Origin of the sequence: Streptomyces sp. NPDC051219 (assembly GCF_040682335.1) — a bacterium.
Taxonomy (GTDB): domain Bacteria; phylum Actinomycetota; class Actinomycetes; order Streptomycetales; family Streptomycetaceae; genus Streptomyces.
Genome location: NZ_JBFBAS010000051.1, coordinates 1 through 19,829, shown reverse-complemented (window position 1 = coordinate 19,829; position 19,829 = coordinate 1). Strand labels below are relative to the sequence as shown.

The window sequence follows — 19,829 nt, the reverse complement described above, 5'->3', positions numbered from 1 at the left end:
CAGCACCCCGAACATCCGCTGCCGTAGAGATCTGCTCGCCGGCCCAGGCGCGGGTGAGAACCTCGACGTCGATGCGCGGTGTCACCCCGGGGGCCACGGCCCCCCGGCGCGGAACACCTCGGTGGCGGCCGCACTGCGCGCGTCCATGAACTGGCGCAGTGCGCACCGCCACGCCATCGGAACGGTCAGTGTTTGAAGGCGTCCTTGATCTTCGCCCCGGCCTGGCTTCGTATTGCCCTTCACTTGGTCGCCGCGGCCTTCGGCCTGCAGGCGCCGGCTGCCGGTGGCGCGGCCGGCAGCCCCGCCTTTCACCGCTTCGGCTTTGTACGCGATCTTCTTCGAGATGCTAATGGGTGGCCACCCTGGATGAGTTATCTGCTGGGGGTCCGGTGGCAGGAATATCCGTGGCGCCGGCCGGTGTGAGCGTTCACGTTTTCCCCATCTCGGGTGGTTTGAGCGTCATGTAATTCCTCATCCCGACTTCTCCTAATTGGCCGTGGGTACGACGGAGTTAGGGATCGAGGGACCTGGTCATCGCGGAAGCGCGTGGGCCCTGGGCCTGTGGTTCGGAAGGCCGATGGTCAGCCCGGATGGCAAGGAGAACGTTCGTCGTGGTCGACATCACCGAGATCTACGTCCACTGGTACGCGGGCCGCTCCAAAAGCGAGCTGGCCGCGTCGCTGGGGGTGGACCGCAAGACGATCAGGAAGTACCTAAAGCCGGCGGAGGCGTCCGGGATCATCCCGGGCGGACCGCCGATGCGGGAAGCCGACTGGGCCAAGCTGATCAAGAGCTGGTTCCCCGAACTCGCTGACCGCGGCTGCGGCAGATCACCTGGCCCGACAGCTCGGCGGCCCGATTGTGCTGGTCTGGGACAACGTGCGCCTCCACCTGACTGCCCCGCTGCGCGAGTTCATCGCCGCGAACGCCGCCTGGCTCACCGTGTTTCAGCTGCCCACCTACGCGCCCGATCTGAACCCGCAGGAAGGGGTGTGGTCGCTGGTCAAGCGAGACCTGGGCAACCTGGCCGCCGCTGACCTCGGCCAGATCACCCGCGCCGTGAAGCGCAAGCTCAAGATGCTGCAGTACCGACCAGGAGTGATCGACGGCTGCCTTGCCGGTACTGGTCTGGACCTGGACGGATGAGCGCCCGAACCTGGACCGTGATCCGGCCGTAGTCCGATGCCGCAGGTCAGATACGGTGACGGCGTGACGGAAGGCCTGCCCACCGATGTAGCCGAGGTGCTGGAAGCCATCCTGAGCACGGACGATCCGGTTCACCTTGCGCTTTGTAGGCAGATTCCGCACCTCAGTGTGCGAGCGCGCTGCACGTGCGGGTGCGGTACCGCATACTTCGAACTCGAGACAAACGCAGTGCTGCCAGCACCCACTGGGGCCGGCACTGCAGTGGCGGCCGAGGCGCAGCTCTTCACCGAAGTCGGAGAGTGTCCCGGTGAGATCCTGGTGTTCACGCAGGGTGGCTACCTGTCGTGGCTTGAGGTCTGTTCTTGGAGTGACGACATCGAGGTGACGCTGCCCGCCGCCCGCCGGTGGCTGCGGACAGAAGCCTGACTCCCAGCAGCTCGCTGAACTTGAGGTCACCCCTGTCCCAGGCCGACATTACGAGTTCAAGTTCAGTACTGAACTTGATTGGGTGAAGTCGGGTTATCGGCCTGACGGTTGGGTGTGGGGTCCGGTAGCTGTGGCGGGGTGAGATACGCGCAGGGCGGCGAGCTGACCGACGCCGGGAGGGTCGTGCGGGAGCGGGTTCGGCTTCAGGCCGTGGAACGCTTCGAGCGCGGAGAGAAGAGCAAGGACATCGCCGCGGTGTTACGGGTGTCGGAGCGATCGGTGGAGCGGTGGCGTAAGTCCTGGCGTGAGCGGGGCGAGGCTGGTGTCCGCTCCAAGGGCTCGCCGGGGCGCCCGAGGCTGGGGCCGGGGCAGATGGAGCGGCTGGAGCGGGAATTGGAGCGCGGTCCGCTCGCGCACGGGTGGCCGGATCAGCGGTGGACGCTGGCGAGGATCAAGACGCTGATCGGGCGGCTGTTTCACGTCTCGTACACGGTTGAGGGCACGTGGCTGCTGCTGAAGCGGCACGGCTGGTCGTGGTAGCAGCCGGCCCGGCGGGCGATCGAGCGGGACGATGATGCGGTCGAGTTGTGGAAGAAGGAGGTCTGGCCGCAGGTAAAAGGGAGGCCGCGGGCCGGGGTGCGTGGATCGCCTTCGAGGACGAGGCCGGGCAGTCGATGGCGCCGCCGCGGGCGAGGACCTGGGGCCGCGTCGGCCGCATCCCGGTCGTGCGGGTCCGTGGACGAGGCAGCGGTCGTCTGTCCATGGTGGGCATGTGCTGTTTCAAACCGGGGTCCAGGTCCAGGCTGATCTACGGGCTGCGGGAGTACCGGGGCCGCAAGGACGAGCCCAAGGGCTTCGGATGGCGAGACTTCTGCCGCCTCCTCGCCCGCGCTCGCATTCAGCTCGGCGGTCCGATCGTGCTGGTGTGGGACAACGTCCGCCTGCATCTCACCTGCGGGATGCGCGAGTTCATCGACCGCAACTCCGACTGGCTGACCGTCTTCCAGCTGCCCACCTACGCACCGGACATCAACCCGCAGGAAGGCATCTGGTCGCTGGTCAAACGCGAGATCGGCAACCTCGCAGCCGCCGATCTCACCCAGGTGACCAAGGCCATGAAACGGAAGCTGAAGCAGATCCAGTACCGGCCCGACGTGATCAACGGCTGCCTCACCGGCACCGGCCTGACCCTCAACGACTGACCGACATCACGAATTCAAGTTCAGTACCAAGTCGCGTAGCGGGCCTTCGAGTTCGGAATGGTCGCCGCGGGAGGCGGACTGAAGCAGGTCGGCGGCGGCGATGAGGAGGGCAATGCGGCCGGCGTCGGTCTCGAGAATGTCGGTGAAGGCGTCCCGGATACGGTCGGCAGTGGCGGGAGTATTGAGGGCGTAGGCGTACAGGAGGGCGGTGTCCCAGCCGCGGGGCGCGAGGCCGAAGCCTTCCCAGTCGAGGATCGTCCCGGTAGCGGTGATGTTTGCGAGGTGGAAGTCGCCGTGGGCACAGGTGAGGTCGCTGATGTGGGGAGCGGGGTGGCCGGTGAACTGCGGGACGGCTCGGTCGATCCACTGTTGTCGTACGGCGATGCGGTCGGTGGGGGTGGCGGCGATGGTGTCGAGGTCGCTGCGGATGCTCTTGAACCAGGCGTCGGAGAGGTCGAGTTCTTTGTTGAGTACCGGGCCATCTGGGGAAAGGACGGGTTGGTCGACGAACGCGGTCAGCTCGGCCCGGTAGGCGTAGCGGTCGGTCGTGGTGTCGTGGATGGCGTGCAGGGCCGGCTTGCGCACGGTCGGGAAGTGGCGCGCTGCGATCTCCTGGCCTTCCCAGTGTTTGTTGCCTTCCTTCCCGGCGGGGGCGGACTGGAGGCGTAGCCAGCAGGCGCCGTTCAGGCGGTCATCGGCGCGGCGCCCCAGGGTGCGGCCCTGGTAGCCCCAGACCAGGGGCCCTGAGACGGTGGCGCCGAGAGCGGCGGCCGCCTGGGTGTGGGCTGTGGTCATACGTCGTTCGTCGGCGGGGTCAGGGGGCGGCGAGTACATCGAGGACGCTCCGCAGGGTGTCGGTAGGCACGGGCGGCAGGTCGAGCGCGGCAAGTGCGGATTGCCAGTGTGCCGCATTGCCGGTGGACAGCAGGACTTTGGTGATGCCGGGGCAGGATGTGACGCCAGGCACGCCTCGGCAGCGCTTGCGCCGGGACGGATCAGATTGGCGAGTGTGTCTGCGCCGTCCAGGCGGGCGAGGGTCCCGCCGTGGAGCGGGGCGGAGGCGTGCACGCTCCATCCCCGGTCGGCGGCATGGGTGATCGGCCCGCGGCCCCGCAGCGCCTGGTGCAGGGGGGTGTCCTCGATGAGGCTGACGGGAAGCTGGATCGTCCGAAGGTGGTGGTCTGGGGTGCCGGCGGCTTCGGTGGCGATCCGGTCGAGACTTGCGACGTTGAACCACCCCTTGGAGAAGCCGTTCCAGGTGGCCACCCCGTAGGAGCCGATCCGCCCCGCCCAGGCTTCAACCTCCAGGGCCTCGAAGGCGCCTCTGAGGTGCTGGGCCAGCCCGCCTGGCTCCCGGACGCGCTCGGGGTTGTGGACGAAGACGACGTCGAGACGGTCGCGGCCGAGTTCGGCCAGGGACCGGTCTATCTGCCACCGCACGAATGACGGGTTGAGGCTGTGCCCGAGGTTCGCCTCGGGATCGGTGATGACGCCGGCGGCGAGCGCCTCCCGGCCCGTCTGGGGCGTCAGGAAGCCGGTCTTGGTCGCCACCCGCAGCTGCGGGGTGGCCTGGAGCACGGGTGCGAGGAGCCGGTGGGCCCGTGCGCCGCAGTAGTTGGGTGCCGTGTCTACCCAGGGGACCGGTGTGGTGACCGCGCGCTCTGCGGCGGCCACCACGGACGTGGCCGGGGTGCGGTAGGTGCCGAGTCCGAGCGTCGCTGTCATGAGATCGCTCCGGTACGGAGGGCGGCGATCTGAGCGGCCAGCAGTTCCTGAACCACCAGGGCGACATCCCCGACCGGCAGGCCGCTGGCGTCGGCCAACGCTGCGAATGACGTCCATCCCGGCGCGGCAAGCAGGGCATCGAGGAGCGGGGCAGCGGCCGGGTGGAGGTCCAGTTCGTTGCCCGCGGCCGTGAGCCGGATCAGGGACTCGCCGTCGACGGTGGCCGGTCGGGTGCGGGCGCGGCCGGTGGTGAGCCGTACGAGCAGGCCGGGATCGGCCGGGACACGGCCGAGGTGGGGCAGGGAAGGGCGAAGCCGGCCGAGATCTTCGGCGTCGCGAGCTGCCGCATACGTGCCCAGGAGAGCTGGGTCGTCGAAGAAGGCGTCCAGCTCCTTGCGGAGCGCGGCGAGGTAGTCGGCCTGTGGGCCGGCCGGTGCGTGCAGGGGCAGGTCGGTGCGCACAGTCGTGCTGGCACGGAGCTGGTCGGCAGCGAAGGTGATCAGGTCGGCGCCGGTGTGCGGGGTAATGCCGCAGGTCAGGTGCAGGGAGTGCGTGCCCTGGTCGGCGGTGACCGCGTGCCACCATCCGCGCGGCAGATACAGCAGGTCCCCCGGCTTGAGGACGAGTTCGGCGACGGGATCCGTTGGCGGGGCCTCGGGGGCGGCGGTGTCTCGGTACATCGGCTTGTGACGGGTCGGCCCGTAGAGCCGCCACCGTTTCGCGCCCGCTATCTGCAGCACGATCACGTCGTGGTCGTCCCAGTGCGTCCCGAACCCTTCCTGCTCGGTCCAGGAGGCGTAGGCGTTGACCTGGATGCGGGTGCGCAGGCGCCGTTCCAGGGTGGTGGCAAGATCGCTGATCGGTTCGTGGAGGTGGTCGATGGCGTCGAGGACGAGGGAGGCGCCCTCGGCGAGGCGTTCGTGGAGTTCGGCCGGGTGGATGCGCTGCCACACGGTGGTTCGGCGGGTGACGACGGGAGTCGCGTAGCGGTGGACGGGCAGGGCCTCGCCCTCGAGTGAGAGGCGCAGGCGGGGCGGCTCGAGCCGGTGCGTCGCGAGGAGTTGGTTGAGGGTGTCAAAGGAGACGAGGTGGCTCGGCTCGGTGAGGGCGCCGGGCACGTGGAGGTAGTCGCGGCCCAGTGTCTGGGCCAGGAAGTCCTGGCCCAGACACTGGGCGATGAACGGGAACGTCACCGCGTTGTCCTCTGCTAGTCGTTGCCGTCCGAGCGGCCGGTGCCGCCGCCGTCCGACGGGGTCGCCCCGCGTTCGCGGGCCGCCTGGATCGCCCGGCGAGCGCGGACCAGGTCGCTGCCCTCCTGCTGCGTGGTGCTGGGCTTCGGTGCCATGGGGTGTTCCTCCTTCGTGGTTGCACGGCCGGGTACCTCCGCGGCCGTGCCGGAGTGCCCTGCGTACGGGCGCTGGGTGGATGGGTCCCGCACGACGGGTGCAGGGACCGGGCCGTGTCGGCCGGTGGGCGCTGGCCGACACGGGGCTTCAGGGTGCGGTGGTAGCCGCGGCATGGTGGGCGGCCTCGGCGCGGTCGAACGCCCGGTGGAGAGCCCTGACGAGCAGGGCCAGTGACTGGACGTGTGCCAGGTGCCGTCCGAGTCTGCGCCGGGCGCCCAGGCGGCGCACCGCCTCGCCGCAGGCGTGACGTCCGAGGTGTGCGGCCGGGTCGGTCGAGGGGAGCTGAGCGCAGGCGGCCGTAACACCTTCGGTCAGGAGGCGGGCGTAGCTGGTGAGCTGGAGTGCGATCTGGGCGAGGTCGGCCGGCGGCGGAACGGCGTCGTCTCCCTGTCGCCAGCTCAGGACGGTTTCGACGAGCTGCTCGTGTACCTGCCGGTCGAGCGCGGCCGTGTCGTCGAAGAGGGCTTGGGGGTCGTGGAGGAAGCCGCCGTGCGAGTTCATGCCCGGGCCGGCCCGGGTGGCGGGGTGATCGCGGGTGGATGGGTTCACCGGTTCGGGCACGTCGGTGCCTCCAAGTCAGTTGGCCGTGGCGGCGGTTCAGTTACGGTGTGATGGCTCGCATCACCCATCGAAGCCGTCGACGAGCAGGGCTTCCAGACACGGCATGGGGCCTCGCGCACTGGCCCCGCTGGCCCCATCGCGGCCATGGCAGTAGCGCTGGCGTCGGCGGAGTATCGGGGGCTGGGTTCACGAGGAAGGGGCGAGGGCATGGGGCAGCGGCCAAATCAGCTGACGCCCGGAGCCGGCCCGTGGCACCGGTGGGGGCATGAGCTCCGGGAGATCCGCATCTCCCGCCGGCTGTCCCAGCAGAGCCTGGCCACGCTCGCGTTGATCGACCGTTCCCACCTCGCGCGCCTGGAGCGCGCCGAGCGACCGGTCCCCCGCCAGATCGCTGTGGTCGTCGATGAGGTCCTCGACGCCTGTGGGGCACTGGTCCGGTTGTGGGAGTGGGCCGAGAGGCAGGCTCCTCGCTTCTGCACTGGCGACGCGCCCGTGGGACAGGAACGCGGCCTGTCCAGAGCCCGGACATTGGACCATGGGGCCAGCCCTGCCGCTGATGGGGCCAGCGCTGCGGTGGACGTCGCCTCCGGCATGTTCGGGCAGGCAGGCTCAGATACTGACGACGCGGACACGGTCGTCGTGCCCTGCCGCGTCCACGGAAGGATCCTCTTCGTGCCCGTGCCCCGCCGCGTCGTCCTCGCCTCTTCGCTCGCCGGACTCGCCGCGACCGCACTCCCCGCCCCGGCGGCCATCGCGAGCAGCATCTCGAGCGACATGGGCTCCCCCGTCGAGCACTACACGCAGCTGCGCCGTGTGCTGATCCAGACCGACAACCTGATCGGCCCCCGGCACGTCCTGCCCGCCCTTCGGCAGCACCTCGTCCAGCTCACGATGCGCCGCCGCACCGCCCGCGGATCGGACGCCGTGCGGCTGCTCGCGCTCGAGACCCGCTATGAAGAGCTCGCCGGGTGGCTGGCCCAGGACATCGGCGACGAGCGCACCGCCCACGGCCACACCGCCCGGGCACTGGATGCCTCCCACATCACCGGCGACAGCGACCTGACCGCGTACATCCTCGGCCGGAAAGCTCAGCTCGCCGTCGACACCGGCCACCCCACGGACGCCCTCGGGCTCGCGGCCGCCGCCCGGCGCACCGCCCGGCCGGGCAGCCGACTCGAGGTCATCGCCGTCATGCACCAGGCCCACGCCCATGCCGTCCTCGGGGATGCCCCGCAGGCCCTGCACGAGTACGACACCGCGCTCGCGCTCCTCGGCCGCACGGACAACGACAGTGTCTGGGGCTCCTGGCTCGACGAGGCCTACATCCACACCGCCCGCGCCCGGTCCCTCGCGGTGCTCGGCCGCTACGAGCAGGCCGCCGAAGGCTTCGACACCGCGATCGCCGCCCTCCCCGCCGCCTACCGGCGCGACCGCGGCGTCTACCTCGCCCGCGCAGCCCGCGCCAACGCCGGCACCGGAAACACCCTGCTCGCCGCCCAGATCGGCCTCCAGGCAGTAGGGATCGCCGCCGAGACCGGATCGGCCCGCATCATCAGCCAGCTCGACCGCCTCGACCACGCCCTGGCCCCCGCCGCCCGCGAACAGGGCGTCCCGGAGTTCCGCGAGGCGCTCGACCGGATTGTCCTCCACCCCGCCTGAACTCTGTCCACCGCCCATTCGGATCGTCCTGCTGGAGCTGCCCGTGTCCCGCCCCCATGTCCTGCTGTCCGCCGCCGTGTCCCTCGACGGCTACCTCGACACCCGCCCGGGCGAAGACCGGCTCATCCTGTCCAACCCCGAGGACTTCGACCGCGTCGACTCGGTGCGCGCCTCCGTCGACGCGATCCTCGTCGGCGCCGGCACCCTGCGCGCCGACAATCCCCGCCTCCTGGTCAACTCCGAGCAGCGGCGCGCCGACCGGGTAGCGGCGGGGCTGCCGGAGTATCCGCTGAAGGTCACCATCACCGGCACCGGCGATCTCGACCCCGCGTGGAAGTTCTGGCACCACGGCGGGGCAAAGCTCGTCCTGGCCGTCGGCAGCAAAGCGGCGGATAAGGCGGGGAAGGCGCTCGGGGGCCTGGCCACCGTTCAGGGCGTGCCGCAGGATGCCACCTGGGAGGTCGCTCTCGATGTCCTCGGCGACGTCTACGGAGTGCACCGGCTGATGGTCGAAGGCGGCGGCACCATCCACACCCAGCTCCTCGAAAACCATCTCGCCGACGAGCTCCAGCTCGTCATCGCCCCGCTCCTCGTCGGCCAGAGCGACGCCGTACGGATGCTCGGCCCGGCGCACTACATGGGCGGCCCCTCCGCCCGCCTCAGACTCCTGGAGACCCGCCAGATCGGCGACGTGGTACTCCTCAGGTACGCCCCCAAGGACATCAGCACGGAGCCCCGATGAACCACACCCCCACCTCGGCCGGCTGCGGCCGACCCGGCCCAGACCGCGAAACCACTACCGCCGATCGGGCATGGCTCGCCGTCGCCTGCGAATTCGCCGCCCAATGCCCACCGTCCGACACCGCATTCAGCGTGGGCGCCGTCATCGTCGCTGCCGACGGCACCGAACTCGCCCGCAGCTACTCCCGCGAAAACAACCCGCACGATCACGCCGAGGAGGGCGCCCTCGCTAAGCTTCATAGCGGCGACCCGCGCCTGGCCGGCGCCACCCTCTACAGCTCCCTCGAACCCTGCGCCAAGCGTGCCTCCCGCCCCAGGCCCTGCGCTCAGCTCATCCGCGACACAGGGATCCGCCGCGTCGTCACCGCCTGGCGCGAACCCGACACGTTCGTCCCCGACGCCGCCGGCACCGAACTGCTCGAGGAGGCAGGCGTCACCGTCATCGAACTGCCCGAATACGCCGACGCCGCGAAAGCTCCGAACCAGCACCTGCTGTAGCCGCAGCCCACGCTGACTTTCTGGTGACCGGCTGTTGAGGCCAGGCCCATTTCGCAGCCAAAGGAATTCCGGTGAGCGAGCATGCGGCACCCCTACCTGCCCAGGCCCGCGAGACGATCCGCGAGCGGACCCCGGCGGTCCGCAAGATCGAGCACACCATCGAGTACCTGGACCTGGTCGGCTCCTGCCACAGCTACGTCGCCTCGATCGGCCGCCTGGTTCCCCGCCTGCGCGGCCAGGAGTTCACCGACGACGAGAGGAGGACCGTCCGCCGCGGGCTGGCGAAGGTGCGGGCCGCGGCCGACTGGCTGGAGGCCGCGATCGAGGCCGGCGAGTTCACCCTGGACGAGCAGCTGGCCCAGCTCCTCGAGGGCGAGTAGCCGTGCGCCGCGCGGCCCGCCCGCTCGATGAGTACTACGGCGACCTGGTCCGAGTCTCGCTGATGGAAGCCCGCCCGGCCGGGCTGACGACCAGGCAACCGGCTGCCGCCACCCGGCTGAAGAAGTCCCAGGTCACCCGGGGGATCCGCCACCTGCGTGATGTCGGTGCGGCCGAGCCCCTGACCCCGATCGTCTGGCGCCCGCGGGACGAATACATGTTCTCCGACGACCCGGCCGACTGGATCGAGTACGAGAAGAAGCAGTTCCGCCAGGTCCTCACCCGCCTGACCCGGATGATCACGGGCACGCTCGACCCCACTTGGCCCGCCACCCCGACGACGAATGGGCCCAGCTCGCCGTCGCCCAGCTCACTGGTGTCCGCACGACCCTCGCCCAGCTCGCCAAATAGCCCCGACCCGCGTCACCCCACGGGATCGCCATGCCCGCACCCGCACGCCGTCGCCGCTACCCGTCCGACACCACCCCCGCAGAGTGGGCCCTTCTCGAACCGCTGCTGCCAGTCCCGGCCTGCGAGACCAAGATAGGTGGGCGCCCGGAGAAGTGGCCGCGCCGAAAGATCGTGGACGCGATCCGCTACGTCGTCGACAACGGCGCCAAGTGAAGAGCCCTACCTGCGGACTTTCCTCCCTGGGAGACCGTTTACGGGTTCTTCTGGCGGTGGAACCGGGCCGGGGTCGTCACCTGGATCCGCGACCAGCTGCGACGGAGGATCCGTACCAACCTGGGCCGCTGCCCCTACCCAGTCACCCTGATCATCGATTCCCAGTCCGTGAAGGCCGCCGAGACCGTCTCGAAGGCCACACGCGGCTACGACGTCGGCAAGAAAATCAACGGCCATTATCTTGAGCTGGCGGAATGATCAGTGCTCTGTTCTGCGGTGATGCTGTGAGGACAGTGCCTTCGACGCAACTACTGGCATTGCCCGTCCGCTCTCGACTTGCATCTCTTTCGGGCGTGTCGCCGGCAGCTCGCGGTCCACCCTCGGGACGGAGCTTTTCAGGCCCAGACGACCTTGATCATGGCATGGCCCGCTGAAGCCGCACGCTGGTAGAAGGCCTGCAGGTCGAGGTAGTAGGGGAGGTAGAAGTTCTTCATCTGCGCGTCATTCCACCCGTTGATCCGCCCATAGAGCTGCGCTCCAGCCGCCTTCCAAAGACTGTCGAACGCCGTCTGCAGGAACTCCGCCGCCGCGTGTACCTGGTTCGGGTCGAGGATCAAAAAACCCAGATCGACATGATTTGGGTCTTCTATGTGGCGCCCGCCGTAGATGGGCAAGGTGCTCCGCTCGCCTGGGTCCTCGCCCCCGTCAGATCCATTGGTGAAAAGGTCGTTGACGTGGCTGAAGGGCTCGATGGAGGTGCTGATTCCGGATGCGTACTCTTCGCTGTGCTTGTCCCAGGCCGCTAGCATGAACTCGGTCAGCCAGCCGAAGTCCTCCTGGATCTCTTCGATCGGGACGGCGCGGAAGTGCATGTGGATACTCACCGGGTGTGTCCTTGCTGCTGACGGTCGCCTCTTCGTGCGCGGGAAACCTATCTCGTGTCACTGACAGGGAGCCGCTGTCCGGGGTCCGCGGGGCGGGCTGGTTCTGGAAACGGAGAAGAAGCCCCTTGCGGGGTCAGCACGAACTGCCGTCAGGGGCGATCGTTGCTCGACGTGCCACCACTGAGGTTTCGGCGGACGTCAACAACACGGCGTTCACCGAGCGCCAGGGCCAGCGCCTCCCTGAGCTCCCGGTGTCTGCACCCAATTGCCGACTGCGTTCGGTGGCGACCTCCAGGCGCCGAAGCAGTGAGGCATCGGAGGCCCGTTGCCGGTCGATGACCGGCCGAGCCGCAGGGACGCTATGCCGGGCGCGGAGGCGCTCGATCTCGGCTCTCAGATCCTGCTGGCTGTAGAGCCAGGACCGGGAGACGCCGGCCTCGCGGGCGACGGTCTCGAAGGTGATCACGGTGCCGGTGGCGTCCATGCGCCGCAGGGCCGCAGTCGCGCGTCGCCGAGTTACTGCCGCCCGGCGGGCTACCGCGGCAATGATCAGGTGGGAGTTGTCAGCTCGCATCGGCGGCCTCCTCGCACCCATCCGGGCCCTCTTCCAACTGGCTGATCATGCGGTCGAGGTTGTCGGCGACCTGCTGGTTCATCTCCGCGACGCGGGTGTGGCCGCAGCCTTTGGCATCGTCGATCAACGTCAGGGTGCGGGTGTGCTGTTCGCGGAGTTCGGGCAGGAACTCGGGTCCGGTGACGAAGACCGGGCAGGTCAGGCTGGCGTTGGCATGCGGGCAGGTACGCAGCGTCTGGTGGAACCGCTCGATCTTCCCGGTGGTCGTCGGCGATCGGGGCTTGGTCAGCCGGTGGGTAATGCCGTTCTCCCGGCAGATCCGGTCGAAGAGGACCTCACCCGGTTTGCCTGAGCCGAACCGGGCGGTGAACTGCTTGCCGTTGTCGGTCAGCACCTCAGAGGGCACCCCGAACCGCTGCAGAGCCGGGACCTGTCCCCGAAGGGTGGACACCTCTGAGCCCGGACCCGGTAGGGGCCGGGTAGGAGGGATCTCTTATGGTGATGAAGGTCTACTCGTCCGAGTTCAAGGCGGACGCTGTCGCGCTGTACCTGTCGGACCCGAGCCACACCTTCGAGGGCATCGGCAAGGACCTGGGGGTCAGCCGGGAGACGCTGCGCAACTGGGTCCGGGCCGAGCGGGAGACTGGACGTTCTTCGCCCGGGCGCTCAGTGCCGCCCGCGTCTACGAGTGATCGCGTGCCCTCCACGTGCCTGAACCGACGGCGGCCAAAGGGGAGCAGCGGGGAACGGCGGAGAGCGACCCAGACAGCGCAGGTCAGCGTCTCCCCAGGTCAGGGCCCATCCGGTTACGCGATCTTCCAAACTGGTGCTCCAGGGCCCCCTGCGCCAGCACTTGACTGCGTCAAAGACTCCACCGACCTGTGCGGCCTTGGGAGTGGGGTGCGTTTCCGCCCCGAGATCGTTTAGCCTCTGCTGGTCCGCACGGCCTCGGGCGGTTCAAGGGAAGGGTGTTCATGCAGCAGCGGGGAGTCGGCAGCGGGCTGAGGGTCGCGGCCTGGGTACTGGTACCACTCGGGCTGGTCCTGGGGCTGGGGGGCATCGGGTACTTGCTCACGAATTACCAGGGGGCCACCGTCATGAGCGAGGCGATGGAGCCCACGTACCGCCCGGGCGAGCGGCTGGTCATCGAGAGCATCGACGCGGGCGAGATACGCAGGGGCGATGTCGTACTCGTCCGCGTGCCCGATCGCTATCAGGACAGACCGGTTCTGCAGCGGGTCATCGGGATGGGCGGCGATCACGTGGTGTGCGACGGAAACCAGATCACGGTGAACGGGAAGCCGGTCGACGAACCCTATGTGATGCGCGGCGAAGTGAACCCGGCAACCGGACCGTACGACGTGCAGGTGCCGGACGGGCGGTTGTTCCTGCTGGGCGACCACCGAGGGAACTCGAACGACTCGCGGTTCTTCCTCGACGAGCAGTCGGGCAGCGTCGCGACCTCTGGGGTGCTCGGGCGAGTGCAGAAGGGTTTCACTGTGCCGGCGGTGTTGGTGGCGGGGGCCTCGGGATCGTGCTGACCTTGGTTGGGATCGGCCTGGGGATCGGGGGGTACGCGGCCGGGCGGCGTGCCCGGCGGCCGCTCGCGGCTGTGCCGCCGTGGCCCGTAGCCTAAGCGATCTTGAGTATTTGTATCGTCGCTGGCGTGAGCGCGGGGCTCGGCGTGTCAGGGCTCGGTCGGCGGCAGCGTCCACTATCGGGGCTACCGGGGCATCCGAAGAGTTGCACCGCTCGTTCCAGTCCCAGAGTATCGATGCCCTCCGCCGCGTGTGCCGAAGCCGACGGGCATACGTCCGGGCATGCGACTCGGCGGGCCAAGTCCCGTCCCACCGTTCCAAAGTCGCCCTCGCCGGGATCCTGCTGTACAGCAGCGAAGTACCGCAACCGCAGCAACCGTCCTCGCCCAGTAGCGCTCTCCATGACCGTGCAGCGACCGGTATGGCCGTCGCTGACCGATCCGGCTAGAGCTACGGATCAGAAGGTCGCGCGTGCCCGTTGCGTGCCCGGTCCGTCGGGGAACAGCGGTCAACGACGGGTGTGGCAGCAGGTCGAGTCGGCCGGCTCCCGCACCCGTCGTCGCTGGTCAGGACCTCAACGCGTGCCAAATCACCGGCGATTCCCAAGCTCAGAGCGCGGTTTCAGCATCGGCGCCCCGCGACCGCCCAGCCTTGCGGTTGGCGAAGGGTCGGGCTCCGTACGTCGTCACGAAGTCAGCGATCAGCTCCGCTTCGACCATCTCCGGGTCGACCTCATGGAGTTCTTTCCAGGCTATGAGGAGCTGGTCGCTTCTTTGGAGCTGCCAGATGTACCGGCCGCCCCAATGGCCAACTGGCTCGCCCGATCCGTGCCGCCGGTACTCGTCCAGTCGCTTACGAAGGCCGCCTGCCAGTTGAGCCTGCGCCGGCCTTGCCGACGAAGGACGACGTAAACCCCAGGCACGGTGGGGACAGATGCCTCTGGCAGGACCGCGAACGGCAAGAAGCCAGCGAAGCCCGCTTCCATCAATCCCGCTGGTGTCCAATCCACGAACCCACTTTGAGACCCCGAGAACGCAGCCGTCTCAGTTTCCGTCTCATTCAGCTACGTCCGTCCTCGTTCAGGGCGGCCCGACCTGCGTCTATGGTCGCGTCGCGGCCTCTTCGGCCTCAGCTGCTTTCACCGCGATTCCCCGCTGTTCCCCGCTCGATCTGGTGCGGTTATGGTGCGAGCCTGTCGTGCTGTGGCCCTGGGAGGACGCTACCGTGCGGAGCGGCTGCTGTATCCGCCTGCTGTACAGCATGATCCTGAGCGGGGGTGACGGCATGGAGCGGGAACTGAGCTGATCGTTGCCCACATCGTCGGCTGGGGCCGCTTCGCCGACATAGGGCTGCACGCGCGCATGGGCGACGGGGGATCTGGATCCCCTGATCCTGTGGAACAACCAGCGCGACCCCTTCATCGCACCACTCAGCGAGGCGCTGGATGACTGGGCAACCGGGGACGGAGAGGGACGCTACAGCATCCACCAGATCCTCCCGCCCGGCATTGAGCCTCGGCTGCCCAAGGGATGGGACGTCCAGATCGACGGGTAGGCAGGAGCATCACCCGACTGCGGACTATTCGCGGACAGCGAGATCCCCGGCGGGCCGCAGACAAGCCCTGAGCTGCTGGAACGCGTGAGACGTACGGGGCCTCCGGAGCCGTGTGCTCAGGTTCGAATCCCGCCGGGAGGCACTCGCCCCACGGCCGCTCATCCTTGATCGTCCCGTGCCGGAACAGGCACCGCTTCGGGAACCGGGCGCCGCGGCGGGCATCGGGCGCTTCCAGTCATCCCTGTCGCATACGTGTCGAAGCAAGTCCAACTAGGCCCAACGGCAACGACATTCGCTCCGGTCATGCGGCTACGGAGTCGTGAGCGTCACCGCGCCTTACGGCTTTGACGTATCGTCACAAGAATTTAACCCTTAGAGGTCTACTCGCATAGACCATCCCGGACCAGGATGAGCGCGCCCCCCGCCACCACCTAAGTCCGGGAGTCGACACCCATGCGAACAAACGCCCGCCGCGGCTTGGTTGCCGCCCTGGTGGCCGCCGCCACCGCTGCCCTCACCTTCCTCGGCACCATCCCGGCGCAGGCCGCTCTGCCCACCCCGGTCAGCGCCGCCACCGCCCGCTCCTACCTGGCCTCCCTCACCGTCACGACCGAGCACTCCAGAACCGGCTACAGCCGCGACCTGTTCCCCCACTGGATCACCATCAGCGGCGCCTGCGACACCCGCGAAACGGTCCTCAAGCGCGACGGCTCAGGCGTCGTCACCGACTCCTCCTGCGCCGCCACCAGCGGCAGCTGGTACTCCCCCTATGACGGCGCCACCTGGTACGCCGCCTCCGACGTCGACATCGACCACCTCATCCCGCTCGCCGAGGCATGGGACTCCGGCGCCTACAACTGGACCACCTCCAAGCGTCAGCAGCTCGCCAACGACCTCACCCGCCCCCAGCTGCTCGCCGTCACCGACAACGTCAACCAGTCCAAGGGCGACCAGGACCCCGGCACCTGGTGGCCCTCCCGCACCACCTACAAGTGCACCTACGCCCGCGCCTGGGTCCAGGTGAAGTACTACTACGGACTCTCCGTCGACTCCGCTGAGAAGAGCTCCCTGTCCTCGGTCCTCAACGGCTGCTGACAGACCCGCCATCTTTCATCGGCAGCAGCGCATCCGTCCCGCTGGAAGCATCCGGCGGGACGGAACGGGCGGCCGACGAACCTGCTCAGCAAGGCCGTCAGCCAGATGCGCGCCCTCCAGCGCCCAGCGAACTCGTGATGCCCTTCACGATCAAAGCCATCGCCGGCGCCGAGACTGTCGGCCTGAGGCCCCGGACCAAGGCCGACGGCAGTGACGGCAGTTGCACTGGCGCGACGGAGTGAGTGAGGGGGCCGGACGGAGGCACCATCTCTGGCCGCTCGCTCATGAGTGTGGTCACGAGCCGGTCCGCCTCTCCCACGGCCTGGTCGGGACGGTCGACGAAGTGCTCCTGCACGCTGGTCCAGTCCCGGGCGTACCGGTCCCGGACCGTCGAGGGCAGCGGCCTGATCTCCAGAGATGCCGCTCCTGCCTCGCGCGCAGGTCGCGGTCGGCCGCTCCCCGGCTGTGCTTCGCTTCGACCGTGCGCTCGTATTCCGGCCCGAAGCGCTCCCGCAGGTGCCGGCGCCGGGTCATGGTCCGCAGGGCCAGCGCGACCAGAGCCAGGACGACCACGACAGCCACGATGATGACGATTCTCGACATCGCATCCCCACTCATGGACAGCTCACACCGGCAGCCGGATCTGGGGTGAACGAGGGTCACCGCCGTGGGTGCCGTTCCTTGGTGTGCCACATTCCAGGATTTCACAAATCGCTCAAATGGTGCTATTAGGGCAAGCGACGGATTGAAGGCCGCCTCGCGCGACCACTTCGGTGCTCGCCGCTCACGAGGCCCTGACCAGCGGCCGGGCCCTCCGCCCGCACACGCAGGGCACCGGCCTCGCCACGGAGGGCGGCGGGGGTTTCGGCGCCGCTGGATGCCTCTCAAGCTCTCTACTGCCAGCCCGGAATCCGCGGCGCCCACGAGAAGGGCGGGGTCGAGGGTCAAATCGGCTGGTTCCGCCGCAACCACCTCGTCCCGGTGCCCGAGGTCGCGACGTCGCCGAACTCAACGCAATGATCGACCGCTGGGACCAGGAGGACGAGGATCGCCGGATCCGGTCCCGTCCTCGCACGATCGGCGAGTACTTCGCAGCCGAGCAGCCTCTGCTGGCGCCGCTGCCACAGGAGGCCTTCGAGACGGGCCGGCTCTTCACGCTGCGGGTCGACCGCTACAGCCAGATCAGCGTCCGCACCAACCGCTACTCGGTTCCGGTCCGGCTGATCGGCCGGAACGTCCGCGCAATGCTGCATGCCTCTGAGCTGGTGGTCTACGACGGGCGGGACGAGGTCGCCCGGCATGAGCGGTTGATCGCCAAAGGCGGCACCCGCCTCGAACTGGACCACTACCTGGAAGCTCTCGTGCGCAAGCCCGGCGCTCTGCCGGGAGCGACCGCGCTCGACCAGGCACGGTCCGCAGGCCGGTTCACCCCCGTTCACGACGCCTGGTGGGAAGCGGCCGTCAAGGCCCACGGCGAGCGGGACGGCACCCGCGCGCTCATCGAGGTCCTCCTCCTCGGCCGACACCTGCCGCACGAGCACCTGGTCACCGGACTCGCCGCCGCCCTCAAGACCGGTGCTCTGACGGCGGACGCTGTCGCTCTTAAAGCCCGCAAGGCAGCAGACGCCGACACCGACCCTGCCCAGGCCCCAGAACCATCAGCAGCGAGCCGAACCAGCATCGCCCCGCTGCCGGCTGCCGTCCGGGCCCGCCTGCCACCCGACAAACGGCCTCTGCCGTCGGTCGCTCACTACGACCAGCTCCTGCGGCTCCGCCGTGACCGCCCCACCCCCTGAAGGAGAACAGCGTGTCCATCCCCCGCCAGCGAGGACTCACCGAGCAGGCCGCCACGGCAGCGATCGACCAGGCATGCCGGATGCTGAGGCTGCCCACGATCCGGTCCCAGTTCCCCGAGCTCGCCGAAACCGCCAGCCGCGAGCAGATGTCCTACCTCGGATTCCTCTCCGAGCTCCTGCTGGCCGAGTGCGACGACCGGGCCCGCCGCCGGTCCGAACAGCGCATCAAGGCCGCCGGGTTCCCCCGCGACAAGTCGCTGCGCAAGTTCGACTTCGACGCCAACCCGAACATCGACGCGGCCATGGTCCACACCCTCGCCAAATGCGAATGGATCAAGAAGGGACTGCCGCTCTGCCTCATCGGCGACTCGGGCACGGGCTAGTCGCACCTGCTGATCGCGCTCGGCACCGAGGCCGCGATGGCCAGCTACCGGGTCAAGTACGTCCTAGCGACGAAGCTGGTCAACGAGCTCGTCGAAGTAGCTGACGAGAAGCAGCTGACCAAGACCATCGCCCGCTACGGCCGAGTCGATCTCCTCTGCATCGACGAGCTCGGCTATATGGAACTTGACCGCCGCGGCGCCGAACTCCTCTTCCAGGTCCTGACCGAACGCGAGGAGAAGAACAGCGTCGCCATCGCCTCCAACGAGTCCTTCTCGAAAGCGCACATGTTCCGGCGAACCCGTGCCAGGTGCTGCCGAAACTTCACGGGTTCGATGGTGTTGAGGAGGCTTCCCAGTCGTCTCGATGTTCGCGCCACGTGGTCCTGAGGGCTTCGAGCTCGGTGCGAGGGAAGTGCTCACCCCACTTGCCGCGGTATGCGCTCTCGCCGTACTCCCTCACAACCTCATCAAAGCAACGGATCACTGCTCGGGCAACGACGTCAATGTTCTGCTGGGTGGACCAGATCTCGGTCCGAGTGTTGTCGTGGTCACTGCCGTGGGCCAGCTCCAGTAGGCGGATCCACACATTGGTGCCTTCACGGTAGAAGATCCATCGGAAGGCGGTGGGCTCGGCCTCGAACTGTGCTCGGCATTCGGTCTCGCCGGCGATCAGACGTGTCACTGTCGTCAAGAGATCTTCGGGGGCAGCGGTGATATAGGAGGCCGTGACTTCGGCTTCCGCCTGGTGGTCGCTGATGATGCATTCGGCCCAACCACGTCCGGACAGGACCCAGGCGAGTCGCAGGTGGGCCATCCTCGTTCCCCTCCTTCGGTTACGGGTTCCCTGCGCTGATCGCCGAGGGCCCCTCGCACACATCCGAGTCTGGGGGATGACGAGCCTGCTGACCAGCGGATTCTCTGGCGCCCGGTCGACGCTCATCGATCAGGCAGGCGCCCAGGGTCGACATGATCGGCGAGATAGATCAAGGTGGCTTGCGGGTCCATGCCGAAGGCCGCGGCGACGAGCTTGGGGTCCATGGTGTTCACGAGGTCGACGAGACGGGTGCTGCGGATCATGCGGGGTGGGAAGCCGCAGTCGTCAAGGACGTGGGAGAGATAGGCAGTTGAGGCCGGGCTCCGCCCGGCCTTCGTTCCTTTGGTGACCATGACGTGCGGGTTGTCCGTCCGCCATGCCTCACGGTGGGCCAGGCACCGCTGCAGCACCGCCCAGGAAGCGGGGTCCAGGGGGACGTGATGGGGCCGCTTCCCCAGCCGGACAGTATGGGCCTGCTGGTCGATGTCGTCGATCCTCAGCATCCGCACCTCGGAGCTGGAGGCGCCATGCAGCAGAGCGAGCATGCCCATCACCGCTTCATGCGGGTGCACGTGCTTGTCTGTTGTCCACCGCCGGAACAGCTCACGTTGCTGGTCGAGGGCGAGGGTCTGGCCGCGGAAGCCGTTCGTCTCCTTCGCGCCCAGCTCGCGGGTGGGATCGACCAGCAGCATCTTCTGGGACCGCGCGAAGCGGAAGAACTGCCGCAGCAGGGTGTGTCAACTTAACGGCTGATCTTGGTTGTTGAGTGGTCAGCTGTTGCTCGGGGTGAGGCGGCCCTCGAAGGCGATCTGGAAGGCGTTCAGC

At 68.4% G+C, this 19,829-nt stretch carries 17 protein-coding genes and 7 pseudogenes; 13 read left to right on the top strand and 11 right to left on the bottom strand.

Annotated elements, in window-relative coordinates:
* Positions 1 to 185: 185 nt before the first annotated feature.
* A pseudogene (locus tag AB0M62_RS32160) lies at positions 186 to 345 on the bottom strand (CsbD family protein).
* 516 nt (positions 346 to 861) lie between these two features.
* Between AB0M62_RS32160 and AB0M62_RS32155 the strand changes: the two are divergent.
* The 4 genes and pseudogenes from AB0M62_RS32155 (at position 862) to AB0M62_RS32140 (ending at position 2,774) form a co-directional block, all read left to right on the top strand.
* A complete protein-coding gene (locus AB0M62_RS32155) occupies positions 862 to 1,146 on the top strand; it encodes a transposase (RefSeq protein ID WP_366077882.1) in 285 nt (94 codons plus the stop codon).
* 63 nt (positions 1,147 to 1,209) lie between these two features.
* A complete protein-coding gene (locus tag AB0M62_RS32150) occupies positions 1,210 to 1,572 on the top strand; it encodes a hypothetical protein (protein ID WP_366077881.1) in 363 nt (120 codons plus the stop codon).
* Positions 1,573 to 1,710: 138 nt separating this feature from the next.
* Positions 1,711 to 2,247 (top strand): annotated as a pseudogene (locus AB0M62_RS32145) (winged helix-turn-helix domain-containing protein); the annotation flags it as partial.
* Positions 2,160 to 2,774, top strand: coding sequence for a transposase (locus AB0M62_RS32140; protein WP_366077880.1), 615 nt, complete (start codon positions 2,160 to 2,162; stop codon positions 2,772 to 2,774). The pseudogene AB0M62_RS32145 and the gene AB0M62_RS32140, both read left to right, overlap by 88 nt.
* Before the next feature lie 6 nt (positions 2,775 to 2,780).
* Here the strand turns inward: AB0M62_RS32140 and AB0M62_RS32135 are convergent, their stop codons facing one another.
* The 4 genes from AB0M62_RS32135 to AB0M62_RS32120 form a co-directional block, all read right to left on the bottom strand.
* Positions 2,781 to 4,499, bottom strand: coding sequence for an aldo/keto reductase (locus tag AB0M62_RS32135; RefSeq protein WP_366077879.1), 1,719 nt, complete (start codon positions 4,497 to 4,499; stop codon positions 2,781 to 2,783).
* Positions 4,496 to 5,692: a cupin domain-containing protein gene (locus tag AB0M62_RS32130; RefSeq protein WP_366077878.1), complete on the bottom strand. Its 1,197-nt coding sequence runs from the start codon at positions 5,690 to 5,692 to the stop codon at positions 4,496 to 4,498. The genes AB0M62_RS32135 and AB0M62_RS32130 overlap by 4 nt, the downstream gene beginning before the upstream one ends.
* 14 nt (positions 5,693 to 5,706) lie before the next feature.
* On the bottom strand, positions 5,707 to 5,844 hold the full coding sequence (locus tag AB0M62_RS32125; RefSeq protein ID WP_366077877.1) for a hypothetical protein: 138 nt from the start codon (positions 5,842 to 5,844) through the stop codon (positions 5,707 to 5,709).
* A gap of 148 nt (positions 5,845 to 5,992) precedes the next feature.
* Positions 5,993 to 6,466 (bottom strand): DUF6415 family natural product biosynthesis protein, encoded by a 474-nt coding sequence (locus AB0M62_RS32120; RefSeq protein ID WP_366077876.1) that lies wholly within the window; start codon positions 6,464 to 6,466, stop codon positions 5,993 to 5,995.
* Positions 6,467 to 6,673: 207 nt separating this feature from the next.
* On the opposite strand from AB0M62_RS32120, the gene AB0M62_RS32115 reads away from it, so the two are divergent.
* From AB0M62_RS32115 to AB0M62_RS32100, 4 genes and pseudogenes are all read left to right on the top strand, one after another.
* Positions 6,674 to 8,125: a helix-turn-helix transcriptional regulator gene (locus tag AB0M62_RS32115; RefSeq protein WP_366077875.1), complete on the top strand. Its 1,452-nt coding sequence runs from the start codon at positions 6,674 to 6,676 to the stop codon at positions 8,123 to 8,125.
* A gap of 43 nt (positions 8,126 to 8,168) precedes the next feature.
* Positions 8,169 to 9,364, top strand: a pseudogene (locus AB0M62_RS32110) (dihydrofolate reductase family protein).
* A gap of 71 nt (positions 9,365 to 9,435) precedes the next feature.
* The gene (locus AB0M62_RS32105) at positions 9,436 to 9,744 is read left to right on the top strand and encodes a DUF6192 family protein (protein WP_366077874.1); all 309 of its coding nucleotides are present in this window, start codon (positions 9,436 to 9,438) and stop codon (positions 9,742 to 9,744) included.
* A 439-nt stretch (positions 9,745 to 10,183) separates the two neighbouring features.
* Positions 10,184 to 10,600, top strand: a pseudogene (locus tag AB0M62_RS32100) (transposase); the annotation flags it as partial.
* A 161-nt stretch (positions 10,601 to 10,761) separates the two neighbouring features.
* Here AB0M62_RS32100 and AB0M62_RS32095 read toward each other — a convergent pair.
* The 3 genes and pseudogenes from AB0M62_RS32095 to AB0M62_RS32085 form a co-directional block, all read right to left on the bottom strand.
* Positions 10,762 to 11,250, bottom strand: coding sequence for a DUF1877 family protein (locus AB0M62_RS32095; protein ID WP_366077873.1), 489 nt, complete (start codon positions 11,248 to 11,250; stop codon positions 10,762 to 10,764).
* Between the two features lie 133 nt (positions 11,251 to 11,383).
* Positions 11,384 to 11,734, bottom strand: coding sequence for a hypothetical protein (locus AB0M62_RS32090; RefSeq protein ID WP_366077872.1), 351 nt, complete (start codon positions 11,732 to 11,734; stop codon positions 11,384 to 11,386).
* Between the two features lie 316 nt (positions 11,735 to 12,050).
* Positions 12,051 to 12,254: pseudogene (locus tag AB0M62_RS32085) on the bottom strand (IS481 family transposase); the annotation flags it as partial.
* A gap of 65 nt (positions 12,255 to 12,319) precedes the next feature.
* Here AB0M62_RS32085 and AB0M62_RS32080 point away from each other — a divergent pair.
* The 3 genes from AB0M62_RS32080 (at position 12,320) to AB0M62_RS32070 (ending at position 16,011) form a co-directional block, all read left to right on the top strand.
* Positions 12,320 to 12,751 (top strand): transposase, encoded by a 432-nt coding sequence (locus AB0M62_RS32080; protein ID WP_366077871.1) that lies wholly within the window; start codon positions 12,320 to 12,322, stop codon positions 12,749 to 12,751.
* 47 nt (positions 12,752 to 12,798) lie between these two features.
* A complete protein-coding gene (lepB, locus tag AB0M62_RS32075) occupies positions 12,799 to 13,365 on the top strand; it encodes a signal peptidase I (RefSeq protein WP_366077870.1) in 567 nt (188 codons plus the stop codon).
* Positions 13,366 to 15,369: 2,004 nt separating this feature from the next.
* Positions 15,370 to 16,011: a DUF1524 domain-containing protein gene (locus tag AB0M62_RS32070; RefSeq protein WP_366077869.1), complete on the top strand. Its 642-nt coding sequence runs from the start codon at positions 15,370 to 15,372 to the stop codon at positions 16,009 to 16,011.
* Positions 16,012 to 16,285: 274 nt separating this feature from the next.
* Here AB0M62_RS32070 and AB0M62_RS32065 read toward each other — a convergent pair.
* Positions 16,286 to 16,629 (bottom strand): annotated as a pseudogene (locus AB0M62_RS32065) (hypothetical protein); the annotation flags it as partial.
* 398 nt (positions 16,630 to 17,027) lie between these two features.
* Between AB0M62_RS32065 and AB0M62_RS32060 the strand changes: the two are divergent.
* On the top strand, positions 17,028 to 17,807 hold the full coding sequence (locus AB0M62_RS32060) for a hypothetical protein (RefSeq protein WP_366077868.1): 780 nt from the start codon (positions 17,028 to 17,030) through the stop codon (positions 17,805 to 17,807).
* Positions 17,808 to 17,818: 11 nt separating this feature from the next.
* A pseudogene (locus AB0M62_RS32055) lies at positions 17,819 to 18,463 on the top strand (ATP-binding protein); the annotation flags it as partial.
* 49 nt (positions 18,464 to 18,512) lie between these two features.
* On the opposite strand, the gene AB0M62_RS32050 reads toward AB0M62_RS32055, so the two are convergent.
* Positions 18,513 to 19,004: a hypothetical protein gene (locus AB0M62_RS32050; RefSeq protein WP_366077867.1), complete on the bottom strand. Its 492-nt coding sequence runs from the start codon at positions 19,002 to 19,004 to the stop codon at positions 18,513 to 18,515.
* A 122-nt stretch (positions 19,005 to 19,126) separates the two neighbouring features.
* Positions 19,127 to 19,696, bottom strand: a complete 570-nt coding sequence (locus AB0M62_RS32045; protein ID WP_366077866.1) for a hypothetical protein — start codon at positions 19,694 to 19,696, stop codon at positions 19,127 to 19,129.
* Between the last annotated feature and the right edge of the window lie 133 nt (positions 19,697 to 19,829).

Excerpts from the sequence above, each read along its gene's own strand:
- lepB (WP_366077870.1), top strand. The coding sequence starts at position 12,799 with ATGCAGCAGCGGGGAGTCGGCAGCGGGCTGAGGGTCGCGGCCTGGGTA.
- AB0M62_RS32135 (WP_366077879.1), bottom strand. The coding sequence starts at position 4,499 with ATGACAGCGACGCTCGGACTCGGCACCTACCGCACCCCGGCCACGTCC.
- AB0M62_RS32050 (WP_366077867.1), bottom strand. The coding sequence starts at position 19,004 with ATGGCCCACCTGCGACTCGCCTGGGTCCTGTCCGGACGTGGTTGGGCC.
- AB0M62_RS32080 (WP_366077871.1), top strand. The coding sequence starts at position 12,320 with ATGGTGATGAAGGTCTACTCGTCCGAGTTCAAGGCGGACGCTGTCGCG.
- AB0M62_RS32045 (WP_366077866.1), bottom strand. The coding sequence starts at position 19,696 with ATGCTGCTGGTCGATCCCACCCGCGAGCTGGGCGCGAAGGAGACGAAC.
- AB0M62_RS32090 (WP_366077872.1), bottom strand. The coding sequence starts at position 11,734 with ATGGACGCCACCGGCACCGTGATCACCTTCGAGACCGTCGCCCGCGAG.
- AB0M62_RS32060 (WP_366077868.1), top strand. The coding sequence starts at position 17,028 with ATGATCGACCGCTGGGACCAGGAGGACGAGGATCGCCGGATCCGGTCC.
- AB0M62_RS32070 (WP_366077869.1), top strand. The coding sequence starts at position 15,370 with ATGCGAACAAACGCCCGCCGCGGCTTGGTTGCCGCCCTGGTGGCCGCC.
- AB0M62_RS32125 (WP_366077877.1), bottom strand. The coding sequence starts at position 5,844 with ATGGCACCGAAGCCCAGCACCACGCAGCAGGAGGGCAGCGACCTGGTC.
- AB0M62_RS32115 (WP_366077875.1), top strand. The coding sequence starts at position 6,674 with ATGGGGCAGCGGCCAAATCAGCTGACGCCCGGAGCCGGCCCGTGGCAC.